General features: G+C 54.6%; 19 protein-coding genes and 2 tRNA genes. 6 read left to right on the top strand and 15 right to left on the bottom strand.

Annotated elements, in window-relative coordinates:
* Positions 1–724: 724 nt before the first annotated feature.
* Positions 725–1,732 carry a tyrosine-type recombinase/integrase gene (locus ACQAYK_RS06145; protein WP_215871788.1) on the bottom strand — a complete coding sequence of 336 codons (1,008 nt, stop codon included), beginning with the start codon at positions 1,730–1,732 and terminating at the stop codon, positions 725–727.
* Positions 1,733–2,051: 319 nt separating this feature from the next.
* Between ACQAYK_RS06145 and ACQAYK_RS06150 the strand changes: the two genes are divergently transcribed.
* The 3 genes from ACQAYK_RS06150 to ACQAYK_RS06160 all read left to right on the top strand — a co-directional run bounded on the left by ACQAYK_RS06150 (position 2,052) and on the right by ACQAYK_RS06160 (position 5,067).
* Complete coding sequence (locus ACQAYK_RS06150) at positions 2,052–3,545, top strand: outer membrane protein assembly factor BamB family protein (protein ID WP_215871787.1); 1,494 nt, start codon at positions 2,052–2,054, stop codon at positions 3,543–3,545.
* Positions 3,546–3,575: 30 nt separating this feature from the next.
* On the top strand, positions 3,576–4,667 hold the full coding sequence (locus tag ACQAYK_RS06155) for a TQO small subunit DoxD (protein ID WP_215871786.1): 1,092 nt from the start codon (positions 3,576–3,578) through the stop codon (positions 4,665–4,667).
* 157 nt (positions 4,668–4,824) lie between these two features.
* Positions 4,825–5,067 (top strand): HP1242/YdcH family protein, encoded by a 243-nt coding sequence (locus ACQAYK_RS06160; protein WP_215871785.1) that lies wholly within the window; start codon positions 4,825–4,827, stop codon positions 5,065–5,067.
* Positions 5,068–5,129: 62 nt separating this feature from the next.
* On the opposite strand, the gene ACQAYK_RS06165 is transcribed toward ACQAYK_RS06160, so the two are convergent.
* The 4 genes from ACQAYK_RS06165 to ACQAYK_RS06180 all read right to left on the bottom strand — a co-directional run bounded on the left by ACQAYK_RS06165 (position 5,130) and on the right by ACQAYK_RS06180 (position 12,084).
* Positions 5,130–5,564, bottom strand: coding sequence for a Fur family transcriptional regulator (locus tag ACQAYK_RS06165; RefSeq protein WP_226827747.1), 435 nt, complete (start codon positions 5,562–5,564; stop codon positions 5,130–5,132).
* A gap of 55 nt (positions 5,565–5,619) precedes the next feature.
* Positions 5,620–6,762 carry a glycine oxidase ThiO gene (gene thiO, locus ACQAYK_RS06170; RefSeq protein WP_215871783.1) on the bottom strand — a complete coding sequence of 381 codons (1,143 nt, stop codon included), beginning with the start codon at positions 6,760–6,762 and terminating at the stop codon, positions 5,620–5,622.
* Positions 6,728–9,742 carry a translocation/assembly module TamB domain-containing protein gene (locus tag ACQAYK_RS06175; RefSeq protein ID WP_483168019.1) on the bottom strand — a complete coding sequence of 1,005 codons (3,015 nt, stop codon included), beginning with the start codon at positions 9,740–9,742 and terminating at the stop codon, positions 6,728–6,730. The genes thiO and ACQAYK_RS06175 overlap by 35 nt, the downstream gene beginning before the upstream one ends.
* A 545-nt stretch (positions 9,743–10,287) precedes the next feature.
* Positions 10,288–12,084, bottom strand: coding sequence for an autotransporter assembly complex protein TamA (locus ACQAYK_RS06180; protein WP_319643708.1), 1,797 nt, complete (start codon positions 12,082–12,084; stop codon positions 10,288–10,290).
* Positions 12,085–12,236: 152 nt separating this feature from the next.
* Between ACQAYK_RS06180 and ACQAYK_RS06185 the strand changes: the two genes are divergently transcribed.
* Positions 12,237–12,311 (top strand) — tRNA-Val (locus ACQAYK_RS06185).
* A gap of 210 nt (positions 12,312–12,521) precedes the next feature.
* Here the strand turns inward: ACQAYK_RS06185 and ACQAYK_RS06190 are convergent.
* The 6 genes from ACQAYK_RS06190 to ACQAYK_RS06215 all read right to left on the bottom strand — a co-directional run bounded on the left by ACQAYK_RS06190 (position 12,522) and on the right by ACQAYK_RS06215 (position 15,704).
* Positions 12,522–12,677, bottom strand: coding sequence for a hypothetical protein (locus ACQAYK_RS06190; RefSeq protein ID WP_215873276.1), 156 nt, complete (start codon positions 12,675–12,677; stop codon positions 12,522–12,524).
* A 112-nt stretch (positions 12,678–12,789) separates the two neighbouring features.
* Positions 12,790–13,041 carry a GDCCVxC domain-containing (seleno)protein gene (locus ACQAYK_RS06195; protein WP_303652391.1) on the bottom strand — a complete coding sequence of 84 codons (252 nt, stop codon included), beginning with the start codon at positions 13,039–13,041 and terminating at the stop codon, positions 12,790–12,792.
* Entirely contained in the window at positions 13,038–13,325 is a 288-nt protein-coding gene (locus ACQAYK_RS06200; RefSeq protein WP_215873275.1) for a hypothetical protein, read from the bottom strand. Before ACQAYK_RS06200 ends, ACQAYK_RS06195 begins: the two co-directional genes overlap by 4 nt.
* Positions 13,325–14,623, bottom strand: a complete 1,299-nt coding sequence (locus ACQAYK_RS06205; protein WP_226827751.1) for an MFS transporter — start codon at positions 14,621–14,623, stop codon at positions 13,325–13,327. Before ACQAYK_RS06205 ends, ACQAYK_RS06200 begins: the two co-directional genes overlap by 1 nt.
* Positions 14,620–14,970: an ArsR/SmtB family transcription factor gene (locus ACQAYK_RS06210; RefSeq protein WP_215873274.1), complete on the bottom strand. Its 351-nt coding sequence runs from the start codon at positions 14,968–14,970 to the stop codon at positions 14,620–14,622. The genes ACQAYK_RS06205 and ACQAYK_RS06210 overlap by 4 nt, the downstream gene beginning before the upstream one ends.
* Entirely contained in the window at positions 14,967–15,704 is a 738-nt protein-coding gene (locus ACQAYK_RS06215; RefSeq protein WP_215873273.1) for an MBL fold metallo-hydrolase, read from the bottom strand. Before ACQAYK_RS06215 ends, ACQAYK_RS06210 begins: the two co-directional genes overlap by 4 nt.
* Positions 15,705–15,906: 202 nt before the next feature.
* Here ACQAYK_RS06215 and ACQAYK_RS06220 point away from each other — a divergent pair, with 202 nt between their 5' ends.
* Positions 15,907–16,053: a hypothetical protein gene (locus ACQAYK_RS06220; protein WP_215873272.1), complete on the top strand. Its 147-nt coding sequence runs from the start codon at positions 15,907–15,909 to the stop codon at positions 16,051–16,053.
* 224 nt (positions 16,054–16,277) lie between these two features.
* Here the strand turns inward: ACQAYK_RS06220 and ACQAYK_RS06225 are convergent.
* The 4 genes from ACQAYK_RS06225 to ACQAYK_RS06240 all read right to left on the bottom strand — a co-directional run bounded on the left by ACQAYK_RS06225 (position 16,278) and on the right by ACQAYK_RS06240 (position 19,183).
* Positions 16,278–16,362 (bottom strand) — tRNA-Leu (locus ACQAYK_RS06225).
* A 69-nt stretch (positions 16,363–16,431) separates the two neighbouring features.
* On the bottom strand, positions 16,432–16,824 hold the full coding sequence (locus ACQAYK_RS06230) for a tetratricopeptide repeat protein (protein ID WP_215873271.1): 393 nt from the start codon (positions 16,822–16,824) through the stop codon (positions 16,432–16,434).
* 118 nt (positions 16,825–16,942) lie between these two features.
* Complete coding sequence (locus tag ACQAYK_RS06235) at positions 16,943–17,182, bottom strand: hypothetical protein (protein WP_215873270.1); 240 nt, start codon at positions 17,180–17,182, stop codon at positions 16,943–16,945.
* Positions 17,183–17,380: 198 nt separating this feature from the next.
* A complete protein-coding gene (locus ACQAYK_RS06240) occupies positions 17,381–19,183 on the bottom strand; it encodes an ABC transporter ATP-binding protein (RefSeq protein ID WP_215873269.1) in 1,803 nt (600 codons plus the stop codon).
* Positions 19,184–19,306: 123 nt separating this feature from the next.
* Here ACQAYK_RS06240 and ACQAYK_RS06245 point away from each other — a divergent pair, with 123 nt between their 5' ends.
* Entirely contained in the window at positions 19,307–19,870 is a 564-nt protein-coding gene (locus ACQAYK_RS06245) for a hypothetical protein (protein WP_215873268.1), read from the top strand.
* Positions 19,871–19,910: the final 40 nt, after the last annotated feature.

Here is a 19,910-nt window from a genome sequence, read left to right on the forward strand (position 1 = left end):
CTAAATGGGTGACTCGCACCCCCTTATACCCGAGAAGGATTTGCGCTTCCGGCGTCGATCGCATGAAGTCGCGCAACGCCAAAGGGCTTCGAAATTCTGGAGCTTGCCTCCGGGCGGCTACGTTGGTGGCGCTCTCGCATCTCTGCGTGCCGAAGTCCAAGATCCACCATTGAGAAGCCCAAGCCGCAGGAGACATGAGCATCAGGCCCAAAACTGCCAGCTTCGTCCATTTCTTTGCTATTTCCCCCGATAACGTCGATGCTCAATGATGCTCAGTCATGACGCCGGAGATATATAGGCGCTCCACGTCGGATCGCAACGTGGGATAGTCTGGGTTCAATGGCACCAGCTCGAAAAAAGCCCTTGGAGTCTCAAAGAGCTTTTTGCCCAGCCGGGCGCGCACGTGAGGGAATGCGGCAGATCAGTCTTCCCGCCTGAAAGACTGATACCAGCTGCACACGTGCGCGGTTGCTATTTCCGCTCGGTCATAGCGTGTGAATGATTTCACGTGGTACAGACCTTGCACTATAAGCGCATAGATCGTGCCACGTGAATTTTATTCATAAGCGACTCAGCCACCACGATGGCAGGGACAAAAAAGCCCCAGACGAATGGCCTGGGGATGGGGACAGCGGTTGCTGTGTGTGGATGCCGTTTCCTGCCCCAGATTTGCCCTCTGAGCGATTTTCGCGGCGCAGGCGGGGTTGTTGTATAGGCAGTCGCTTTACGCGCACGAGGAACAGAAAGCCCATGATGCACGCGCATGTACAACTGCCAAAAGTCCCTCCGGTGGATGTGAGACTCCATGATGCATGAAGCAAAAGTCAGGTTTTTTAGCACGCCGCCGCGCGGCTTCTGCGATCCGCGCCTTTCCTGCCTCGATCCGTGGTCCTGTAATCATGCCGCCATGATTCTTGCACCGATGGCCTTTCCCGATGCCCTGGGCTTTGCATGGCGCTCCAGTTCTTGTCCTTGCACCGCAGCGAGCTTTTTCATTCTCATCGATGAATGGCCGATAGTCGTTCTGATCCCCAATCGGCAGGCCCTCGCAGCGTGCCGCGTCACGTTCTTCGCGGATGGCTGCGTAGAACACCGACAGAGAGATGCCAAGGACGCGAGCCATGCTCCGGGGTGAGGACTTTCGAACTCCGTCGAACTCGACAATTTCTGCACCAGCACGGGCACCGGCGGCACGCAAGATGAAGTTCTCGATGGCCTGCATGGGTCGCCGTAGCCGCTCGACGCCGTACTGAATGTACACGGCGGTAATGTCGCCCGTCCGGTGGTTAGCCAGCGCTTTTAGCGCGTAATAGGGCACGTCCACTGCATCGGCCACAGTGAGAAAAGTTCTCCGCAGATCATGGCGGCCAATGTCCAGGCCGGTCGCAGCGCATACCATTTGCGTTGCATACCGCATGTTGGTCGGTCGCCCACGCGGACCCGAGAACACAAAAGCATCATGGCGCGGTCGATAAGCTATCATGGTGGTCAACCATTCGCCCACCGGCAACGTGTGATCTGATCCGTTTTTGGTCGCTCGCACTGCCAGGATTCGGCCCTCAAGGTCTACGTCGCACCAGCGCAGGCGTAATGCTTCGTTAGCGCGAAGGCCGGTCAGCAACAGGCAGCGCAGATAGTCCCTCGCGTGGTCTTGCAGTTCACCGGTGGCGCTCCACCATGCTGCAATTTGATGGGGTTCCAGATGTCCCTTGCGCCGTTCGAATCGATACATGCGTTTCCGCAAAACGCCGACAGGGTTGTCGACGATGATGGCTTTTCCGTGTTTTTATCTCAACACCAAGTAATTCTCAAAAATTGTTGCTACCAGGTCTTGTGCACAAGAAATCTCTATCCGTTATGGTGGGTCTGTAGTATTTTGTAACATACTGTAACTTTGTTGCATATTATTACAAATAATAGGTTGATAGATATGGGTTTGGTGTCTACTATTACATCAGCTTTTACATTTATCTATGATATAACATAATATTATCATAGTCTAATTATACAGGTAAAAGCACGTTTTAAATTACTTCAGATAGGAGTTGACTATGAATGCAAAACAAATCTATGTAGCCGTAGCAATAGCAGCCTGGACGCCCGCCGGTGCGTTTGCTGGCACGATTCCCCTCGATCCGACACACAATGCAATGGATCCGCAGAGCCCGTTTGCGACGCTATATCTGCCGCAGAATGCTCCGATTCAGGTGGATCAAGTGGGACCAGATTCTTGGACCCATGCCTACGGTAATCCGGACCACAATGCGGCCTTTCCGATAGCGAAGAATGCACCAGAGTGGATCCGTCAAGGAGTTCGCTGGAATTTTCCGGAAGCCCGTGCCTGGCCCCTTAATGACGACCATCCCTATGGTGAGAAAGTGGATGGGTTGAAAGAGGCGTTGCCCGTTCAGACCCAGTTTTATGGTAATGCTCTGGGCGTATCAGTAGTACGCGGTGTTGTCTACGCTGAAAGCGATGATATGTTCGCCTATGCCATCAATGCAAAAACGGGAAAATTGATTTGGCGGACTAGCCCGGTTGCCAACACTCTCATGGGGAATCCTCTAGTGGTTGGAAATCGTGTTTTCCTATCCGCTGGCAGCGTTTCTTTCAATTTCGCAAACGTCATGGAGTACAAGAGGAATCCAGAAAAGGCCGGTCGCGGAAAGGATATCAGTTACAACGGTGTGTTCTGTCTAAATCGGAAGACGGGAAAGCTGGAATGGAGCTTCAAGACTGCCGGAGATGCAATGCCAACGCCTGCATACGCAGACCACTCCCTCTTCATCAGTACCGGCGACGGGAATATCTACAGGATATCTTCTGCGAATGGTAAGGAGGATTGGAAAACCCATGTCGGTGGCATTGCCAATATGTCCAGTCCAGTAGTCATGGATGGACGAGTATATGTCTCAATGTCTGTGATTCCCGGTCTGTATAGTCTGGATATCCATTCTGGTAAAGTAATCTGGAAAGGAGAAATCCCGGGGGCGGTGAATACTGGAATGGGGGATGTCTCTCCCGCAGCCGCAGATGGCATTGTGGTAATGGATACTGTCGCAAACGCAAAAGTCGTCGACGGAAAACCAACCATGGAAACCATTGTGCGGGCCTTTAATGGCAAGACTGGACAGGTTTTGTGGACCGATAATCTGGGCCGCGGTCCAAAAATTCCCGCATTCAAAGGTGGTGTGCCGATGATCCACGATAATATGGTATACGTCGGTAGTCCCGTAACGTCTGATTATGCCGCAATTGATCTGCACACCGGTCAGGTAAAATGGACATGGAAAGTACCGAATCCTGGTCCAGCGGGTGCCGGTCGGGGAGCGCCTACCTACTATCAGGGAACGCTGTATATCTCCACTGGGCCGGATATCTACGCGGTGAATCCTGATAACGGTCATCTCATCCATAGTTATCACGTAGGGGGACGCTTTGGTATCGTGAACCCCACGATTGTTGGCGGTACCATGTATCTAGGAAACTCCTGGGACTGGGTAAATGCGGTACCGGTGAAGGATGTGAATCCGCAGTTTAGCTAACACGAGATTGATCTCTACTTCGAGGTATATATGGCAACTACAATGCAAAGCAGTAGTCAGCAAGTCACTGAGAGCAAGCACTTGTGGCGGATAATGGCCATTGGGATGCTGGCAGTGCGGTTTGTTCAAGGGTGGATATATTGGGGTGGTGGTTCTCGCCGCTTCATCTATGGTCCACAAAAAATTAATCCGGCTGGTCATTGGATGGCATACAAATTCCAAACCGCCATGCCGGGTGCGATCCTTGGCACTAGCCATCTCATTTCCTTTCTTCTGCACCATTTTGTTTTACTGTATGCCGGAGTCATTATCTTCAGCGCCGTGGAATTAGTTTCCGGGCTGATGTTGATCTCTGGCTTTCTCACTCGTCTCGCTGCGCTTCTGACGCTTGGTTTGTCGTTCACTCTGATGCTGCTTTTTGGCTGGCAGGGGGCTACCTGTATCGATGAATGGACAATGGCGGCGTCCAACTTCGGTATGGGTATTGCTCTTTTTCTGGTCGGTGGTGGGGCGTATTCCATCGACAATTGGCTATTGAAAACCAAACCCGCGCTCGCAACCAAGGGATGGTTTCGCTGGTTGGGCGGAAGTGAGCCTTTACCCTTATCGGATCTTGCCTTCAAAAAACTGGCCCTGACGCTGTTCTGGATTGCCGTCATCTTTATCGTGGCGACCTATTCCTACTATCGTGGCTCTGTCATCACCCCCTTTCACGGCGACCCCACGGGGGTCAAGGTACATCACGTGCAAATGCGGAACCTGCAGATTGCGCCCGATGGGAGTGTTACGGTTCATATGTATGTGAACGCGGGTACGGCTTCGGTCCCGGCTCATATCATCTCGGCCCGTTTGTTAAATTATGCCGGAAAAGTTGTAGAGATATGGGATGGTAAACAGCTATCACACCTGGCTGCTAAGGAAATCGACAATGACTACGCCTATCAGCAGATCCGTCCTGACCCAATATTGGGCCTGAAAGCAGGGCTTGGAGCTGCTGCTACCGTGCATCTGCCGGTCAGTGATTCCTCCGGCTTCCTTGGCACCAGTGCCGGGCCGTACCAATTACAGATCCTGACCATCAATGGAAAAACCATGTCTGTTTCCGGTCAGATAGAAGGGTGAACGGAGTTTTCTCTATTTTGGCGTCCCGCCCTCGGGGCGCCAAGCACAGACCAGCGATAGACTGCTGCCGTCTCTTTGCTCTGAATATGGTTTCCGGCCTTCATCCAGGCCCAGCGTTCAGATATACTGATTGAAGCCGATAGGTACAGGAGCGATTATGGAAGCAGAACACCAGGATCTATTGTCGGAATTTCCAGAATTGACCGAGAAAATGCAAGCGCTCAGGGAAGAATCTCCACACTTCGAGAAGTTGCTGAACGAGTTTAGATCAGTCACTCTGGAGATCGAGCACATCGAACGGAGTGACGCTGCCTCAGGGAGCACCTCTTTGGAAGAGCTGAAGAAAAAGCGCTTGGCCATCAAGGATGAGGTCTATCAGATGGCGAGACTAGATCCCTGAACCGAGCTCAGGGATCTTTCCTGGCTACCGCATGATCTAAACCGCGGAAGAAAGCAATGGCCTTATTGCCGCAGACGCGAGCCTTCTGACATCGGTTTGCGCTTGCGTACGCGCAATACGATGTCGACTTCTTCCAGCTCTGTGTCCTCCGGCAGCTGAGGTTGCTGCGCCAGCCGAAGGTGCTGGGCAGGGATATCCATCAGATCGCCAGTGTCGACGTAATAAAAATGGTGGTGCGGTGCAACATTGGAGTCGTAGAAGACCTTTCCGGGCTCCACAATGACCTCCCGAACCAACCCGTGTTGCGCAAACAGGCCCAGGGTATTGTAGACCGTGGCTTTGGATACGACGGCATAATCCGCGTTCACACGCTGCATAATTTCTTCGGCAGAGAGGTGGGCATGCTCGGCAAACAGGATGTACCCGATCTCCACCCGTTGACTGGTCGGGTTCACTCCTGCATCCCGCAGGGTTTCCAAAACTTCTTGTTTGTTCATAGGTCCCTTGCTCATGTGCTTGTCCCAATACAAAATCTTTACTCTGTCCAATATATTACTCTTTGCGTGCCAAGGGAAGAGCATAGGGACTCAGGTCCAGACTCGGAGTTCTATCGAGGACAAGTTCGGTCAGTAACTCGGCAGTAATCGGGGCGGTTGTCAGCCCATAACGAAAATGACCGCTGGCGACGAATAGCCCATCCTGTCCTGGCACCTTGCTGATAAACGGAATGTTGTTTGGGCTGCCAGGGCGCAATCCAGACCACTGCTGGGTGACGGGGTAAGTCCGGCTTGCGGGAAACACGCGATGCGTAAATGCCAAAAGCTCCTGCGCTGCCTCCGGCGTAAATGACTTGTCAAAGCCGACGTCCTCACTGGTGCTGCCAACCAGGAGCTGCCCATCCTGACGCTGGACCAGATAATGCGCTCCCTCCAAAACGATCTGTGGCAGGGCATTTTTCTGACCCTGCAGAAGAAGCATCTGGCCCCGCACCGGGGTGACCGGGAGCGAGATACCCTGCTGCGCCAGAATTCTGCCCGTCCAGGATCCAGCACTGACGATGATTCGATCGGCGTAGTACCGCAGATTGCCAGCCAGCACCGCCCATTGCGTGCCTTCCTTTCGAATCTCGGTTACCTCAGTATGGTCCTGGGTATGAACTCCCAGCGCTGTCACATAGCGAAGCAGCCCGGAAAGCAGACGTGGATTTCGTATTTGGGCCACTTCCGGGCAGAACAGGGCGGCGTCGGCACGTAGCATAGGCGCCAAATGCTGCATCTCCGTCGCCGTGTGCCACTGCCAATTTCGTCCCCAGGCCGCACCCCACGCTAGCACATCCCTTGGCAGAGGGGCCTCCTCGCTATCGAGAACCCACATTCCCGACATCCGCCACTCGGGATCAATGCCTGAGGCATCCTGAATTTCGTTGGCGAAAGCCTCATAGCGGCGCATGCCTTCTTTTGCCAGCCGGAGTAGGGGAGGGAGATAGCGCCAGGCGTGCAAGGGACTGAGAATCCCGCCCCCCGCCCACGAGGCCTCCCGCCCCAGAGCGCCGCGATCCAGTATGGTGACTTTCTTGCCGGCCTGGGCCAAACGCAAGGCGGCGCTCAGCCCGATAACGCCGGCACCTATGATCAGGACCTCTGCAGATCGGAGGTCAGTTTTAGAAATCGATTCGGTAAAAGATATTTGCGCCATCCTGCGTGCCACTTTCCGTTTGAATTTCTATATTGCGGGAAATTCGATATCGTAGACGTGCAACCGTACCATCACCCAAGACAGACTGACCGACGCTGAAATATAAATTTGGAGTGATATAGTGTCCCAGGGTCACCATATCGGCGGCCAGTCCACTGCCGGAGCCACTGGAGCTTACGCCAAAATCGAAGCCGGCGCTGCTGAGACTGTTACCGAGTACTGCCGCGCGCCCCGCAGAAAAAAGTTGTCCTGCTGCGGCAGAAAGAACAGCATCCTGGCTTTGCAGACCAGTACTCGGTGTACCTAACACGAGGTAAGAAAGGATATCGTTTTGCGCCATGCTTGGTTTAGAATATAAGTTGACCACCGGATGACTAAGATTGCCAGTAACCCGGACACCGGCAAGAATCGTTTCATTAGCCACGGAAAAACTATCACTGTTCTTGATGCGACGCACCGCAAGTACGTCGAGGCTTGCTGCCTGTGGCGGACCATTGAAAAGAATTTTTCCTCTTTCAAATGTCAGCGAGTTGCCATAGATCTCATATTTTCCATCAACCATTTGTAGACTACCCTGCAACAGTGGCGTGGTGGAGGGCGGCACCATGCGCAAATGCAAATCACCTTGCAGATCAGCATGTAGACCGCCAATCAACACTCGGGCATTTTTCCCGAGTCCGATATGCACGTCCACGGCCAGATCAGAAGGCGTAGTACTCTTTTTCGCTTCATGGACAAAAACGACGTCACTTGACGGCTTCGGTCCACCAAAATCGGTTCCCAGAATCCGCAAACGTGTGGTTTCCACTTTTCCGGTTATCGCCAAGTTTCCTTGCTGGTGATGAATGTTGATGTCAGGATCAATGGCCGCTTGTACCTGCGGCAAATTGAGCGCGAGGAAGTTGTTTCCGGTAATATTGATCTGGTAGGGGACGCCCTTGGCGAAAGCGATATCACCGCTACCGTGCAGAGTGCCAGAGCCAGAGTGCACGACCAGACTTTTCAGGAGCAAATGATCTCCACTACCAGTGAGCTGGGCCTCAATATCCTGCAGATGCAGTCCGGCCTCGGGAATATAACAGCCCAAACCGGAAGCGGTCGCCTGACCCTGCCAAAGGGGTTTTTCCCAGGTTCCGTCTGCGTGCAGGTTGATCGTGATGTCCCCTTTGGGGTCGACCTCAATATTTCCGGTTGGCAACTGCGAGAGCAAAACGCCCGGAATATGTCCTACGACAGCAGCATTGATCGGCTGCTGCGTGGGCGTCTTCCAGGGTAGTCGCAGCACGGCCGGACTATTTGCATCCAGTTGAAATGTTCCCAACTGATCCGCCAAATGCAGACTACTCTGCAGGTGCAGCCCATCCTTCTGCCAATGCAGATCTCCGGAAAATTGTGTTATTGCAATCTGATGACTGGTATCCCCGGCCAACCAATGCAAAGCCGTGTCTTTCACCCCCCAGTCAGCCTTCAGTTGGCATATCCCATCGCAGCGACCATGCAGTTGTGCATTCCATCGACCACGAATTCCGGTACCCAGAGTTTTATCCCAAAAATCGAGCGGCAAGGCTGAAGCTTCCGCATCCAAACTCCCTTGAGACGATCCGGTGGTATAGTTGCCAGCAACGCGCACGCTGGCTCCGTTTGCGCCGTCGATGCGCAGCGTGCCAACGCTGATAGCGCCCTGATTCCATTGCAGGGTGGCCGGCTGAACCAAAGACCATTGCCCAAATCTGGGATCCTGAAACCGTAATTGCGCCAGATGGAGTTTCCAAGCGGTAGCGTGCTGCAGAGTGCCGCCAAGAAACAAGTTCCGCTGGGCATCCTGCAGCGAAAGCTGAACGTCTGCCTGTTGCAAAGAGCCAGAGACCTTGCTGCGCAGATCCAGCTTCTGTCCATCCAGGGCCAGACCTGCGGCGAGAAGCGTCGCCTGGAGTTTGCCCCCCTTGCCCAGAGAACCGTCCAGATCCAGCCGTGCCAACGCATACTTTTTGTACTGCAATTGTGTTCCTTGCAGATGCAGCTCCCCCTGCCATTCCTGCCCATGCTGAGCGACCCATCCGTGTAATTTGCTTTTACCACTGGCTGCTGGCAATACGCCAGACCAGCGGTCCACTTGAGCATTGATGCTGAGGCGCTGGGCAAGACTGCCCTCTGCCTGTAATTGTAGTCCGGGGCCGGTCAGAACCGCTTGCTTCAGGTCCCAGGTTTTGCCAGAAAAGTGTAGCTCTCCCGAGCCTTGCAGCGTTTCCTGATAGATTTGGCTCGGCAGAAGATTCCAACGGACATTCCCACTCCAACCAGAGGATGATGCAGCTGCATGAAGATCCATATCTGCAGAAAGCTTACCAGGAACCTGCTTAAAAATAGCCTGAAGAGGCACCTGCCGGAAGGCCAGATTGCCGCGCACCGACTCCGCATTTCCGAACGTAGCCTCTACCTTCGAGCGCAGAAGCTGGCCGTCCAGGAGATTACCACTCAGTAGGAGTGTCACAGATTTCTGCAAGCCTGAAAAATTGGTGTTCAGCCTGCTTTTTCCGGATTCCAGGGTAAAGGTGCCCTGATAGCGGGATTCCGTTCCCGATCCGTGCCAGTTTGCCTGGATACCACTTTTCCCTAACGCTTCTGGCATCCCGACCCAGGCAAGATCTGACAATTTGCCCGCCGTCGCATAGTTGCCATGCAGGGTTTTGGGTAAATGTACAGAAATGGCGAGTTTTATCGGCTTGGCCAGCTTCTCGCTACTGAGCTTTGCCTGCGTCAGCTCTATTGCATAGGGGGCTATTGTCGCAGTTCCCTGAAGCTTTCCACTGATGTTTGCCTGATGCAGGGTGAGCGCGATGGGACCTCCGTAGCGTCCTCCAGACAAATCATGCCAATCCACTTGTACGTTTACCGCGGTATGGTCCGATTTTGCCGATTGCCAGTCGGCAACTAGACGGATCTTCCGTTGCTTGATGCCGGCGTTACCCGTAAGCCGCAATTTTCCGAAAGACCCCTGGCCTTGCAGATTCAGTATCTCTATAAGCCCTCTGTCCCAGGCGATCTTTTTGCATTCCGCCTGCTGCAGAAAAAATGTTTCCTTGTCATTTTGGTAGATTCTGAGCCTATCAATCGTTAAAGGAGAGACTGATACACTGAAAATGTTTACCCAGCGCGGCAGTTCTGGCGGAGCCAGCGTCAGTGCAGTAGTTCTTGGTTTAGCTGGGGGTAAGCGAATATTTGCATTGCTGAGGGTGATCGTCGAAAACTTGATCTCTCCCCATAACAGTGCGGTTGGATTAAACTTCCAGGACAATTCCTGCGCATCGATGCTTGTGTTGTGATCCACATAGGATACGTCCTGCAGACGTAAACCATGTGCCAGGTTTCCGTGCAGACTCCGGTAGTGCAGACCGGGCATCAAGGATAGCGTCCAATTTGCGCCAGCGCTGGTCAGGAAGACCCAGGTAAAAAGCACAAAAATAGTAACTATAGGCAACAACAAGCCGGATAAAAATGCGCGAAATAGGATCTTCCGCCAACGCATCAGAAGTTGAATCCAACGGAGAGTGCGACGCGGACGGCGGGGGCGCGTGGCGCAATGAGTGGGTGCGCAAGATCAAGAATTATGGGCCCAACGGGAGAATACCAACGCGTCCCGATACCGATATCCTGCAAGACGTGAAAGGAAGAGAAGCTATCAAAGGCATTGCCGGCGTCATAAAACGCGCCAACTGCCCAGTCATGCGTAATGAAACGGTCGATGTGGATCCCGGCTACCGCCAGAAGGCGTCCACCGACTACGGCTCCCTGGGCGTCTGTCGGTCCTTGCGATTCGTACGCATAACCGGGAAGACTGTTTTGTCCACCGCCAAAAAAGCGCAGATCGGGCGGCAAATTGCGAATGGGTCCGTGCAGCCAGAGTGCTCCCAAGCTTGCTCGCGCACCGATCCCCCAGTCAGGGGAAAGCATCTGGTCCCAGCCCCCTCGCACCCGCAACCGCATGAAATTGCTGGTGCTCCCCCAGACCTTGCTCGCTCCTTCGGCGGTTGCCTGCACATAGAAGCCAGATACCGGTCGCAGGATGTTACGATAATTCTGCACGCGATAGGTCACCGAGGGATAAAGATAAAATGAACTATCACTGATGCCCGATACGGTATACGAAGCCTGCTCCAGATTAAACATCGCCTGTATCGTGGCGTTGACATTTTTTCTAGCATTGTCGGCAAGCGCCCAGCGGCGACCGATCGCCGCGCTGAGCTCATTGGCTGACCAGATCTGGTAAGTCTCATTTTGAAAAGAGGTGGTAGCAATATATTCCGATCCCAGGGTGGAACCAATTGGCCAGGTATAAGTTGCGCCAATGTTACGCGTCCGCTGTGCGGCCTGCACTGCTACGTGCAAATGCTGCGCACGTTGAAACATATTGTAGTTATCGTAATAGAGTATACCATTCAGGCCAATATTGGTGCTGTAGCCAACGCCCACTTTCAAATGCTGTTCCGGCAGGCTGGCAAGCTTGACCGTTACCGGCACAGCGGTATCGACAGGATGTGCAGTATCCCCAAGTACTTGCACATTCTCGAAACGATTTGCATCGTGCAGGTTGCTCTCTGTCACAGACAGCGCGTCAGGTGAATACCAGTCTCCAGTTTTGAAGGTAAGATAGCGTTCGATGAACCAGCGTGGATAGCGCTCTGCACCAACAATGGAAATACTGCCTACTCGAAAGCGTTCGCCACTATTGAGCCAAAGATAGATGTCAGCCCAATCATTTTTCTTGTCGATGAGAAGTTCGTGGCGCTGGTAATAAGCCCTGATATATCCTCTGGACCGGAGAAATGAAAGGCTCTGATCTTTCCAGGTTTCATAGCTGACCTGATCGAGAATGTTGCCGTTGCTGAGAGGAAAAGGCTTTATCCTTTGGCGCAGGCTGGGGGCCTCCGTAATCGTGCCAAGGATACGTATATCCGTATTTCTGACGCGAATAGGTTGGCCAAGCGCGATGTCATACTGGACGACGGCATCCCCGTTTTTCAGCGGTAGCGTTTTACTATGCCAGGTAGCGTGATAGTAGCCGTAAGCCTGCAGCGCATCGCGCAAACGCAAATTGGAAGAAAGGATGAGTTCATGCAGTCGGCTTTCTTTGCCATCGTAGGGAAGACTTGGCATCGCATTCTGCAACTGCACCGTAAGATCCGCGGGCGCCCCATCGATCTGGAAAGAAATCAGGTTCTTGGCAAAGGCTGCCGTCGGCAAGGCGCATAGCAAGGGGACAAGAACCCATGCGGCGCGGATGCCGCGCCGCAGTTGCGCGCGCCTGTGCGGAAGTTGTCTCACCCTCTCCCCATTTCTCTCCACCCGTGCGTTCGAGTGTAGCACAGGATCGGTCAAACCCCGTCACTCGCCCCAGCGGATAGGGGGAGTAGGGCACTGCGTACTGCTTGATTTTCCCCTTCGACTCCCCTATTCTAAGCGCCTATTGAAGAGTTGGGCGGTTAGCTCAGCGGTAGAGCACTGCCTTCACACGGCAGGGGCCACAAGTTCGAACCTTGTACCGCCCACCAATAAAAACAGCGAGTTATATTGCATGCTTCCGATTGCTTCCATACGGAAAAGACAGATTCGAGGGCATTACGTTGTGCCTCGATTTGCAGGTGCTCATAGCGTTCTTTCATTCGCGTGGTGGTATGTCCGAGGATGCCGCTGAAAAGTCGGCTGATGCGTGATTGTTATTGCGCCGGCATGTGCGCGATGTAGCCTTCTGAGGGAGCTTTTTACCGGAAGTCCATGCTGATTGCCTGAAGATTTTGGGCGTTTAGACAGTGCAGCACCTTCAGCTGCGTGCGCCGGCAGTTCAGAAACACGAAGAGCTGGCCGCTGGTTTCTTGTTCCTCGATCAATCTTTGCCAGTCGCTGCGTCGTGGGTTCATACGTGCTCCTGCTCAGAGAATGCAGGAGCAGGGTAGTCCGCACAAATCAGGCCGAGAAGTACGGTGCGCGTTGAGCGGTAACGATCTCCTATCGATATTTATGCAACAACACTCATGAATCTGCGCGATTGTTCTCAGCTTTACAACACGGATGCTCAGAGGATCGGGCTATTTTCTGCTTTGGTGGGCACGGTACGGTGCCATAGGAGCAGAACACACAACAATCACCAGATTTGGGCGAAAGTAGGGCACCGCAACCCTGGCATTCGTAGAAATACAGGCAGGAGTCTACGGGCATGGTTTCTATCTCACTGTGCCCGCAAACCGGGCAGGTGATGGTCGATTGCAAAGTGATCTCGCTCATTTGATTACCTCCTTGGGATATCTCTGGAGGCGAGCCAAATAGACCGGGTTCACCTCCTGATCGGGGAAATAGATCGTCATCACCCCGTTTTGATTTCCTGCAGCGTATCCGGAGAGCTTTGGCACCGCTGTCACGCCAGTCAACGGCTTGTCCATTCCATAGTTCTCTTTGACCAGCAGACTTCGGTTAAAATACCAGATGGCCACGGCGAGGCGAAGGGACGTGTCTGCCCGCAGATTTTCTTCGGCGATATCGCGGTGTAGTAAGATGGGTACGGTAAACATTAGCCCGCTCCTTGACGATTGGAAATGGGATGCGTTTCCTCCACCGCCAGGGCGATCCAGATTGCGGAGACAGCGGTGACACCCGCCGTCAACCAGATCGTCGGCAAGGCGGCATCGGCCCACTGCGCGGCGCCACCCAAAAGCAGTCCACCGATAGCGTATCCCGTATCCCGCCAATAGCGATAGATCCCCAACGTCTTGCCCCGCACCGCCGCGGGTGCCACATCTGCCATGGCCGCAATCAGGTTGGGATAGAGTAACGCCATACCCAGCCCCATGACGGCGGCGGCAAGCATCCAGGCGGCAAAGTGATGGACCAAGGCAATCCCCACGAGCCCCAAGGTCAAAAGAAAGAACCCAGACAATATGGGCACTTTGCGTCCCACACGATCGGCAAGATGCCCCGTCCAAAACTGGCATAGGCCCCAAACCATGGCGTAGCTACCCGTAATCCACCCAATCTGGACAATCCCCTCCCCATGAAAGCGAAAGTACACCGGCAGCATCACCCAGACCAGAGTGTCTGCCACCTTGTTGGCCACCCCACCCTGGCAGAGCGCGCGATAGGTATGATCACGAAACGAGACCCGGACAAAGCTCTGCCATCGGCTTTCCAGCTGGGTTCTGGCCGAATCCGGATGGAGGGGGAGGGAACCGTTCTGTTCCTGATGTTCGGCCTGGGCCCAAGGCAGGGTATCACGCACCCAAATCAGCGCCAGCAAAGCCAAGGCAATCACCAGCAAGGCAAAGCCGAGAATCGTCCAGCGGGGGCCATAGAGTACTGCCAGATAACCAGTGCCCAAACCGGCGAGGCCTACGGCGATATACCCCATGGCTTCGTTGATGCCCACCGCCAACCCGCGTTGGCGGCTGCCGGCCAAGTCGATCTGGCTGGTCACCGTCATCGTCCAGGTAAAGGCTTGATTAACACCTAAAAAAACATTGGCGGCAATGATCCACCACCAGTTCGGAGCAAAGAAAATCAGTAGTGGAATAGGTATACCGGCCAGCCAACCCCAAAACAATACCCGTTTCCGGCCCACCCGATCGGAGAGATCGCCGGCAACAAAATTGAGGATGCCTTTCACCAGGCCGAAGGAGACCACAAAACTGGCAAGAAAGAGAAAGGCGTGACTGCTGAGCCCAAAATCCTCCCGCATGGTCGGCAAGACAGTGCGTTCCATGCCAAGGAGGAGGCCGACGAAAAAGACCTGCGCCGTCTGCAGGGCGAATTGTTGCGAGTTCTGCGCGATACCCTGCGGATACCGCGCCGAGGCCGCAGATGGCATGGCATTCATGCCGAATCTTTTTGCGGGAGCTGCACCAGTTCCGCGCGTTGTTGCGTGGTGAGTTCCATTTGTTCCAGAATCAAGCCGCGCACGATCTGACAAGTCTCCAGCACCTTGGGACTCGTCAAACGGTAATGACAGAAGGTGCCGCATTTTTCACAGTGGACCAGCCCCCGCGCCTTGAGGACATTGAGGTGCTGGGAGAGGTTCGCCTTGGCGAGGCCGGTTCGTTCTGCCAACTCTCCGGCACTATATTGTTTCATTCCCAAAAGATGGATGATTTCCAGGCGCTTGGGATGCGCAAGGGCGGCGAATACCTCGGCAAAGAGGGCGAAACGCACGGTTCCTGTACTCATGCCGCACGCCCGAGATTGGCCGCCACGATCTGTTCCATCTGGGCGGGTCGTGGCGGGATGCTGGCCACGAGTTCGCGCACAAAGCTTGCGCGATCCATCTGCAAATAGGGGTCCCAGCGCTTCTCGAAGGCCAGGGTAGAGCTGGCCTTGCCCGACAACCCCGCACCACAGACACTCCCTGCCGCGTGTCCGGGATAGATTTCGATGGTGTCCGCCAAGGGAAGGATCTTGTTCTGCAGGCTCTCGTAGAGCAGGGCTGCCATTTCTTCCGGTGTCCCGCCCAGGTCTGGACGTCCAACGGCACCGACGAAGAGGGTGTCTCCCGTCAACAAAAACCAGGGCTCGGGGCCGCGCCGCTGGTCAGTCACCAACAGACAGATACTGTCCTGCGTGTGCCCCGGAGTGTGCAGAATTTTGGTCTGGACATTCCCGGTTTCCAACACTTCACCATCGTGTAGAGCGCGGATCGGAAAGTTGGCCAGATCCTGATCGCTATCGTGCAGACAGTAAGGCGCCCCAACTTGCTGCGCCAACTGCCGCCCGCCGGAAAGATGGTCGGCATGGAGATGGGTGTCGATGACATAGGAGATGCGCACCCCTTTTTGCTCTGCCTGTTGCAGAAACCAATCCTCGTCGCCAGCGACGACATCGACCGCCACCGCGAATCCCTTGCCACCACAGCCATAGAAATAGGACTGCGTGCCATCGGCACCACCACGCTGTTGAAAAAACATGGAGCACCTGTTTCGTTACTTTCGAAATTATGAAACTAGTGCCGGGGCGCGTCCGTTGTCAAGGCCAACCTCTGATCTTCTCAACCCAAAGTCGAAATATCCTCTTTGTCCAATTGTAAAATTTCTTCTTTTGGTTTTAGGGGAGCGGTGACAGAGGCGACCATTACGATGACGCAGAAGGCCGGTGGACCGGCTAGAGGTGATGCAGCAGTTGGTCAGCCGGACGCTACGGCAGCAAGAGGCGGCACAGCAGCTCGGGCTGAGCGTGCGGCAGGTCAGGCGCTTATTGGTTCTATACCGCCTCTTCCGCAAAGGCCCGTTCGAAAGCCCGCTTTGCACGTCTACCTGAAGGTGTGCGTAGCCCTCGATGATCCTGATGCTCGAGTTCCCGATGTTCCGCATGATACCTCAGTCTTTCTCGGCGTTGAGATAATTGAACCATTGATGTATCAAAAGTTCATCCATGGCCGGGATCGTGGTCTTTCGCTCCAGCGACGTCAGTAGCCATGCGTCCATACCGGAACGATGCAACGGTTTCTTTTTCTGAACGACCGCAACTATCTGATTTTCAAATGGTGCCCAAGGCCGGACTCGAACCGGCACGGCATAAGCCGAGGGATTTTAAGTCCCTTGCGTCTACCGATTTCGCCACTTGGGCAGGGCAGGTTAGTATAGCAGTGCGTCGAGCGTTTGTCCTTGCTCATGCCGCTGCTTGCGGGGACTGCGTCTACGCTGCCTGATCGAGTAATAGACGTGCTTGTTCAGCAACCGCTCGATCGCCGTCCTGCGCCGCTTTTTGCCACCAGTAAATCGCTTGGTCCATGTTTTTCTGAACACCCCAACCATGGGCGTACGCAGTTCCAAGCTGCAACTGCGCGGCAGCGTCGAGATTTTCTGCCGCTTTTTGCCACCAGAAAACAGCGAGCTGCAAATTTTGCGGCACCCCGTCGCCCGCAGCGTAAGCCAGACCTAGCTCATACTGGGCTGCTCCGTATCCAAGTTTTGCTGAGCGCTGCAGCTGCTCGATTTTTGCAGCACTCAAAGAGGTACCTGCAGCAAGACTTCCAAGTGGGACAATGGTGATAAGGGCTGCGGTCAAAAGTAGGGCTTTGTATTTCATGGCTACCTGATATCTGCGGCTTGCTATGCCGTAAGAGTAGCACAGCGTAGTGGAGTTCCAGATATGCGAAGGGGGCCGGTTGGCCCCCATGCATGTTTCTTTCTGTACTGCGCGGAGATCAGCCCGCCTTGGCTTCGGCTTTCTTGGCTTCCACCTTCTTGGCGGGTGCCTTCTTCATGGCTTTCTTCGCTGGGGCCTTATGCTCGACTTTCTTCATTTCCTTCTTCACGGGAGCCTTGTGAGCTTCCATCTTGGCAGCCGGCTTCTCGGCAGCGGCGGGGGTGGTGGCAGCAAATGCGCTGGAGACGGCAAACAAAGAGGCCAAAGCAACGACGATAGCGGAAGTTTTTACAGACATGGTACTTCTCCTTAAAAGGCTAGATTGAACTGCGATGGTTTCTTAGCAATCAGCATGCCAACTTTTTATCTGTATAAAAAACATAGAGATGCGATATTATTCCGATAAGCGATGGCTAGGTTCTTGTTGGGATGTCCCGACGGATTCTTCTTGCACCGTGCTAACATTTTGAAAAGATTTTGTAATCTTGTTGTCAGATCACGACGTGGCGATTTTGGAGAGTGGGCGTTCATCCAGAGACTGCAGGCTGGCGAAATGGCGATACACGGCAGAGTTATGCAGCAGATTCGCGTGGTCGCCAATCGCCGTGATGCGTCCGGCTTCCAGCACTACGATACGGTCAGCATCACGAATGGTTGCCAGACGATGCGCGGCAACCAGGGTGGTGCGACCGCGAATCAGTTCGGCCAAAGCTTCCTGTATCAGTCGCTCATTTTCAGCATCGAGGGCGCTGGTGGCCTCGTCCAGAATCAGAATGCGCGGATTGCGGAGCAGGGCACGAGCAATGGCAATGCGTTGGCGTTGTCCGCCCGACAGCGTGATTCCCTTCTCGCCGACATGGGTGTGCATGCCCTCAGGCAAACGTTCGACAAACTCATCGACGCGTGCAGCTCGCATGGCGGCTTGCAAGGCCGAAGCCGGCGCGCCGGGTTTGGCGAGTAGGATATTGTCCGCGACGCTGAGCGAGAAAATGGCCGGATGTTGGGGAACGATCGCAATTTGCTGGCGCAGATCGTGTACGCGCATTTGGCTGATATCTTGGCCGTCGAGTAGTATCTGTCCTCGCGTTGGTGCGTAATGGTGCAGCAACAGATCGAAAAACGTGCTTTTACCGGCCCCTGAGGCTCCAACCAGCGCCAGATGTTCCCCTGCCTCGATAGTCAGGTCGATATTTTCCAGGGTAGCGATGTCACTGCGGCTGGGATAAGAAAAATATACTTGGACAAAACGCAGGCTGGCAGCCGAGGGCGATGCCGTCACCGGACTTTCTGTCGCCCTTTGCGCTGGCGACTCCTCCGGTTCCTGCTCCAGTAGTGCGAGCAGGCGCTCGACGGCGCCGAGTAGCCGTCCCAATTGTCCCCACAGGCTGCCGAGGGAAGACAGGGCGGAGGTAGCAAACATGGCGTAGATCAGGAAGGCGGTGAGCCCACCGATACTGCCGCGATGATGCAGAATTTGCCAGCCGCCCAGGTAAAGCATGCCCGCCAAAAGGAGAAAAATGAGAAAGCCGCTGAGTAAGGATGCTCCCGCCTGTACCTTGATGCGCGCGCGTACCTGTTGCAAAACGCCTTGGATACCTGCCCGATAGGTATCCTTGGTGGCATTTTCGCGCGTCAATGCCTGCACCGTGCGGATGGCATTGATGCTTTCCTCGGTGTGTGACGAGAGATCAGCAAGGTAGTCCTGCTCCAGGCGACTATATTTGCGTTGTAAGCGTCCAGAACGCAGATTGACCCAGACGAGTGGCGGCACCACGATGACCACCGGCAGGACCAGAATGGGTGCGGTAACCAACATCATGATCAAAGAGCCGATCAACGTCAGTCCGTGCTGTAAAGCTCCACCCAGTACCCCAGCCAGGCCAAAGCGCAGGATGGTGACGTCACTGCTCAGCCGCGAAATCACCTCGCCGGTGCGGAACTTCTCGTAAAACAGGGCGGGCAGATGCACCGCATGGGCAAAAACCCGTTCCCGCAGATCGGCGACCACTTTTTGCCCGATCCAGGTTGCCAGCGCCTCGCGTGCGGCACGGGCGGCAGTGGTGAAGATGCCGAGCAGCAGCAGGGCCAGGCTCGCTAGGAACAAAACCCGGGCGTTGTCGAAGCCGGGATCGAGAAGGTATCGTGCCCCTTGGGGCAGAACAAGAGTACCCGCCGCACTCAACAATAAGGCGATGGCGTAGAGAATCAATAACCAGAGTCTTGGACGCAGGAAGGGCAGCAGCGCAAAGAGTGCATGCCAGTTTTTGCTGGTTGGGCGCTGCCACGGATTGGCGGCCATTCTTGCTCCTGCAGGTAACGGATTGGGCATGATAGCCCATTTGCCAACTCCTTGCTGCTTTACGGAACCGCTGGGGTTTTGTTACGGTCCAAATAAATGGTTTTGTGAGAGTGGAGGTTTTTCATGCAGAAACATACTTCAAGAGCCATCAAGGCCACCCTCGCTGTGGGTTTGGCCGGTACTTTGCTGGCAAGTGGCCTGGCCGTTGCCGCACCCTACGTGCTGGTGGATGGTAAAACGGTTCCGGTGCATGTAGAACAAAAAACCATGCACATTCCTGGCGGTGTCATCCATATTGAAAGCATCAGCTATGGTAGCGGACCGCAGGCACAGGTGGCCTTTCACTCCCTGAATACCGCCCAAGCAGAGGCGTTGATGCAGCAGAATGCCGTGCAGATGCGGCAAATGCAGGTCGCCATGGAGCAACAGATGGCGATGATGAATCAAATGATGCAGGTTGCCTTTGCCATGCCCGGTGTGCCGATGGTGCAAGCGCCTGTACCAGTGCTGTTCCCGCTGTTCGGCATCCCCTCTGCTCCGACAGGGGTAGCGCAAGCGCCGTCTCCCAGATCCCAGCAGGCGCAGCCGTCTGGAGTCGCGCCATGGCAGCAGGGCATGTATCAGGTTCACTGGCAAAAACCCGCAGCAGAGCAGGACAAGAGCAGTAATCCCAAGATCCCGCTTTGACCTGCACTTAGCGATCCGTGCTGACGGAAAAACGGCGCCC

This window comes from Acidithiobacillus sp. AC3, from assembly GCF_050261095.1.
Taxonomy (GTDB): domain Bacteria; phylum Pseudomonadota; class Gammaproteobacteria; order Acidithiobacillales; family Acidithiobacillaceae; genus Igneacidithiobacillus; species Igneacidithiobacillus copahuensis.

What these genes read in the sequence shown, in the direction of transcription:
- ACQAYK_RS06145 (WP_215871788.1), bottom strand. Translation starts at nt 1,732, where the DNA reads ATGTATCGATTCGAACGGCGCAAGGGACATCTGGAACCCCATCAAATT.
- ACQAYK_RS06150 (WP_215871787.1), top strand. Translation starts at nt 2,052, where the DNA reads ATGAATGCAAAACAAATCTATGTAGCCGTAGCAATAGCAGCCTGGACG.
- ACQAYK_RS06155 (WP_215871786.1), top strand. Translation starts at nt 3,576, where the DNA reads ATGGCAACTACAATGCAAAGCAGTAGTCAGCAAGTCACTGAGAGCAAG.
- ACQAYK_RS06160 (WP_215871785.1), top strand. Translation starts at nt 4,825, where the DNA reads ATGGAAGCAGAACACCAGGATCTATTGTCGGAATTTCCAGAATTGACC.
- ACQAYK_RS06165 (WP_226827747.1), bottom strand. Translation starts at nt 5,564, where the DNA reads ATGAACAAACAAGAAGTTTTGGAAACCCTGCGGGATGCAGGAGTGAAC.
- thiO (WP_215871783.1), bottom strand. Translation starts at nt 6,762, where the DNA reads ATGGCGCAAATATCTTTTACCGAATCGATTTCTAAAACTGACCTCCGA.
- ACQAYK_RS06190 (WP_215873276.1), bottom strand. Translation starts at nt 12,677, where the DNA reads ATGAACCCACGACGCAGCGACTGGCAAAGATTGATCGAGGAACAAGAA.
- ACQAYK_RS06195 (WP_303652391.1), bottom strand. Translation starts at nt 13,041, where the DNA reads ATGAGCGAGATCACTTTGCAATCGACCATCACCTGCCCGGTTTGCGGG.
- ACQAYK_RS06200 (WP_215873275.1), bottom strand. Translation starts at nt 13,325, where the DNA reads ATGTTTACCGTACCCATCTTACTACACCGCGATATCGCCGAAGAAAAT.
- ACQAYK_RS06205 (WP_226827751.1), bottom strand. Translation starts at nt 14,623, where the DNA reads ATGAATGCCATGCCATCTGCGGCCTCGGCGCGGTATCCGCAGGGTATC.
- ACQAYK_RS06210 (WP_215873274.1), bottom strand. Translation starts at nt 14,970, where the DNA reads ATGAGTACAGGAACCGTGCGTTTCGCCCTCTTTGCCGAGGTATTCGCC.
- ACQAYK_RS06215 (WP_215873273.1), bottom strand. Translation starts at nt 15,704, where the DNA reads ATGTTTTTTCAACAGCGTGGTGGTGCCGATGGCACGCAGTCCTATTTC.
- ACQAYK_RS06220 (WP_215873272.1), top strand. Translation starts at nt 15,907, where the DNA reads ATGCAGCAGTTGGTCAGCCGGACGCTACGGCAGCAAGAGGCGGCACAG.
- ACQAYK_RS06230 (WP_215873271.1), bottom strand. Translation starts at nt 16,824, where the DNA reads ATGAAATACAAAGCCCTACTTTTGACCGCAGCCCTTATCACCATTGTC.
- ACQAYK_RS06235 (WP_215873270.1), bottom strand. Translation starts at nt 17,182, where the DNA reads ATGTCTGTAAAAACTTCCGCTATCGTCGTTGCTTTGGCCTCTTTGTTT.
- ACQAYK_RS06240 (WP_215873269.1), bottom strand. Translation starts at nt 19,183, where the DNA reads ATGGCCGCCAATCCGTGGCAGCGCCCAACCAGCAAAAACTGGCATGCA.
- ACQAYK_RS06245 (WP_215873268.1), top strand. Translation starts at nt 19,307, where the DNA reads ATGCAGAAACATACTTCAAGAGCCATCAAGGCCACCCTCGCTGTGGGT.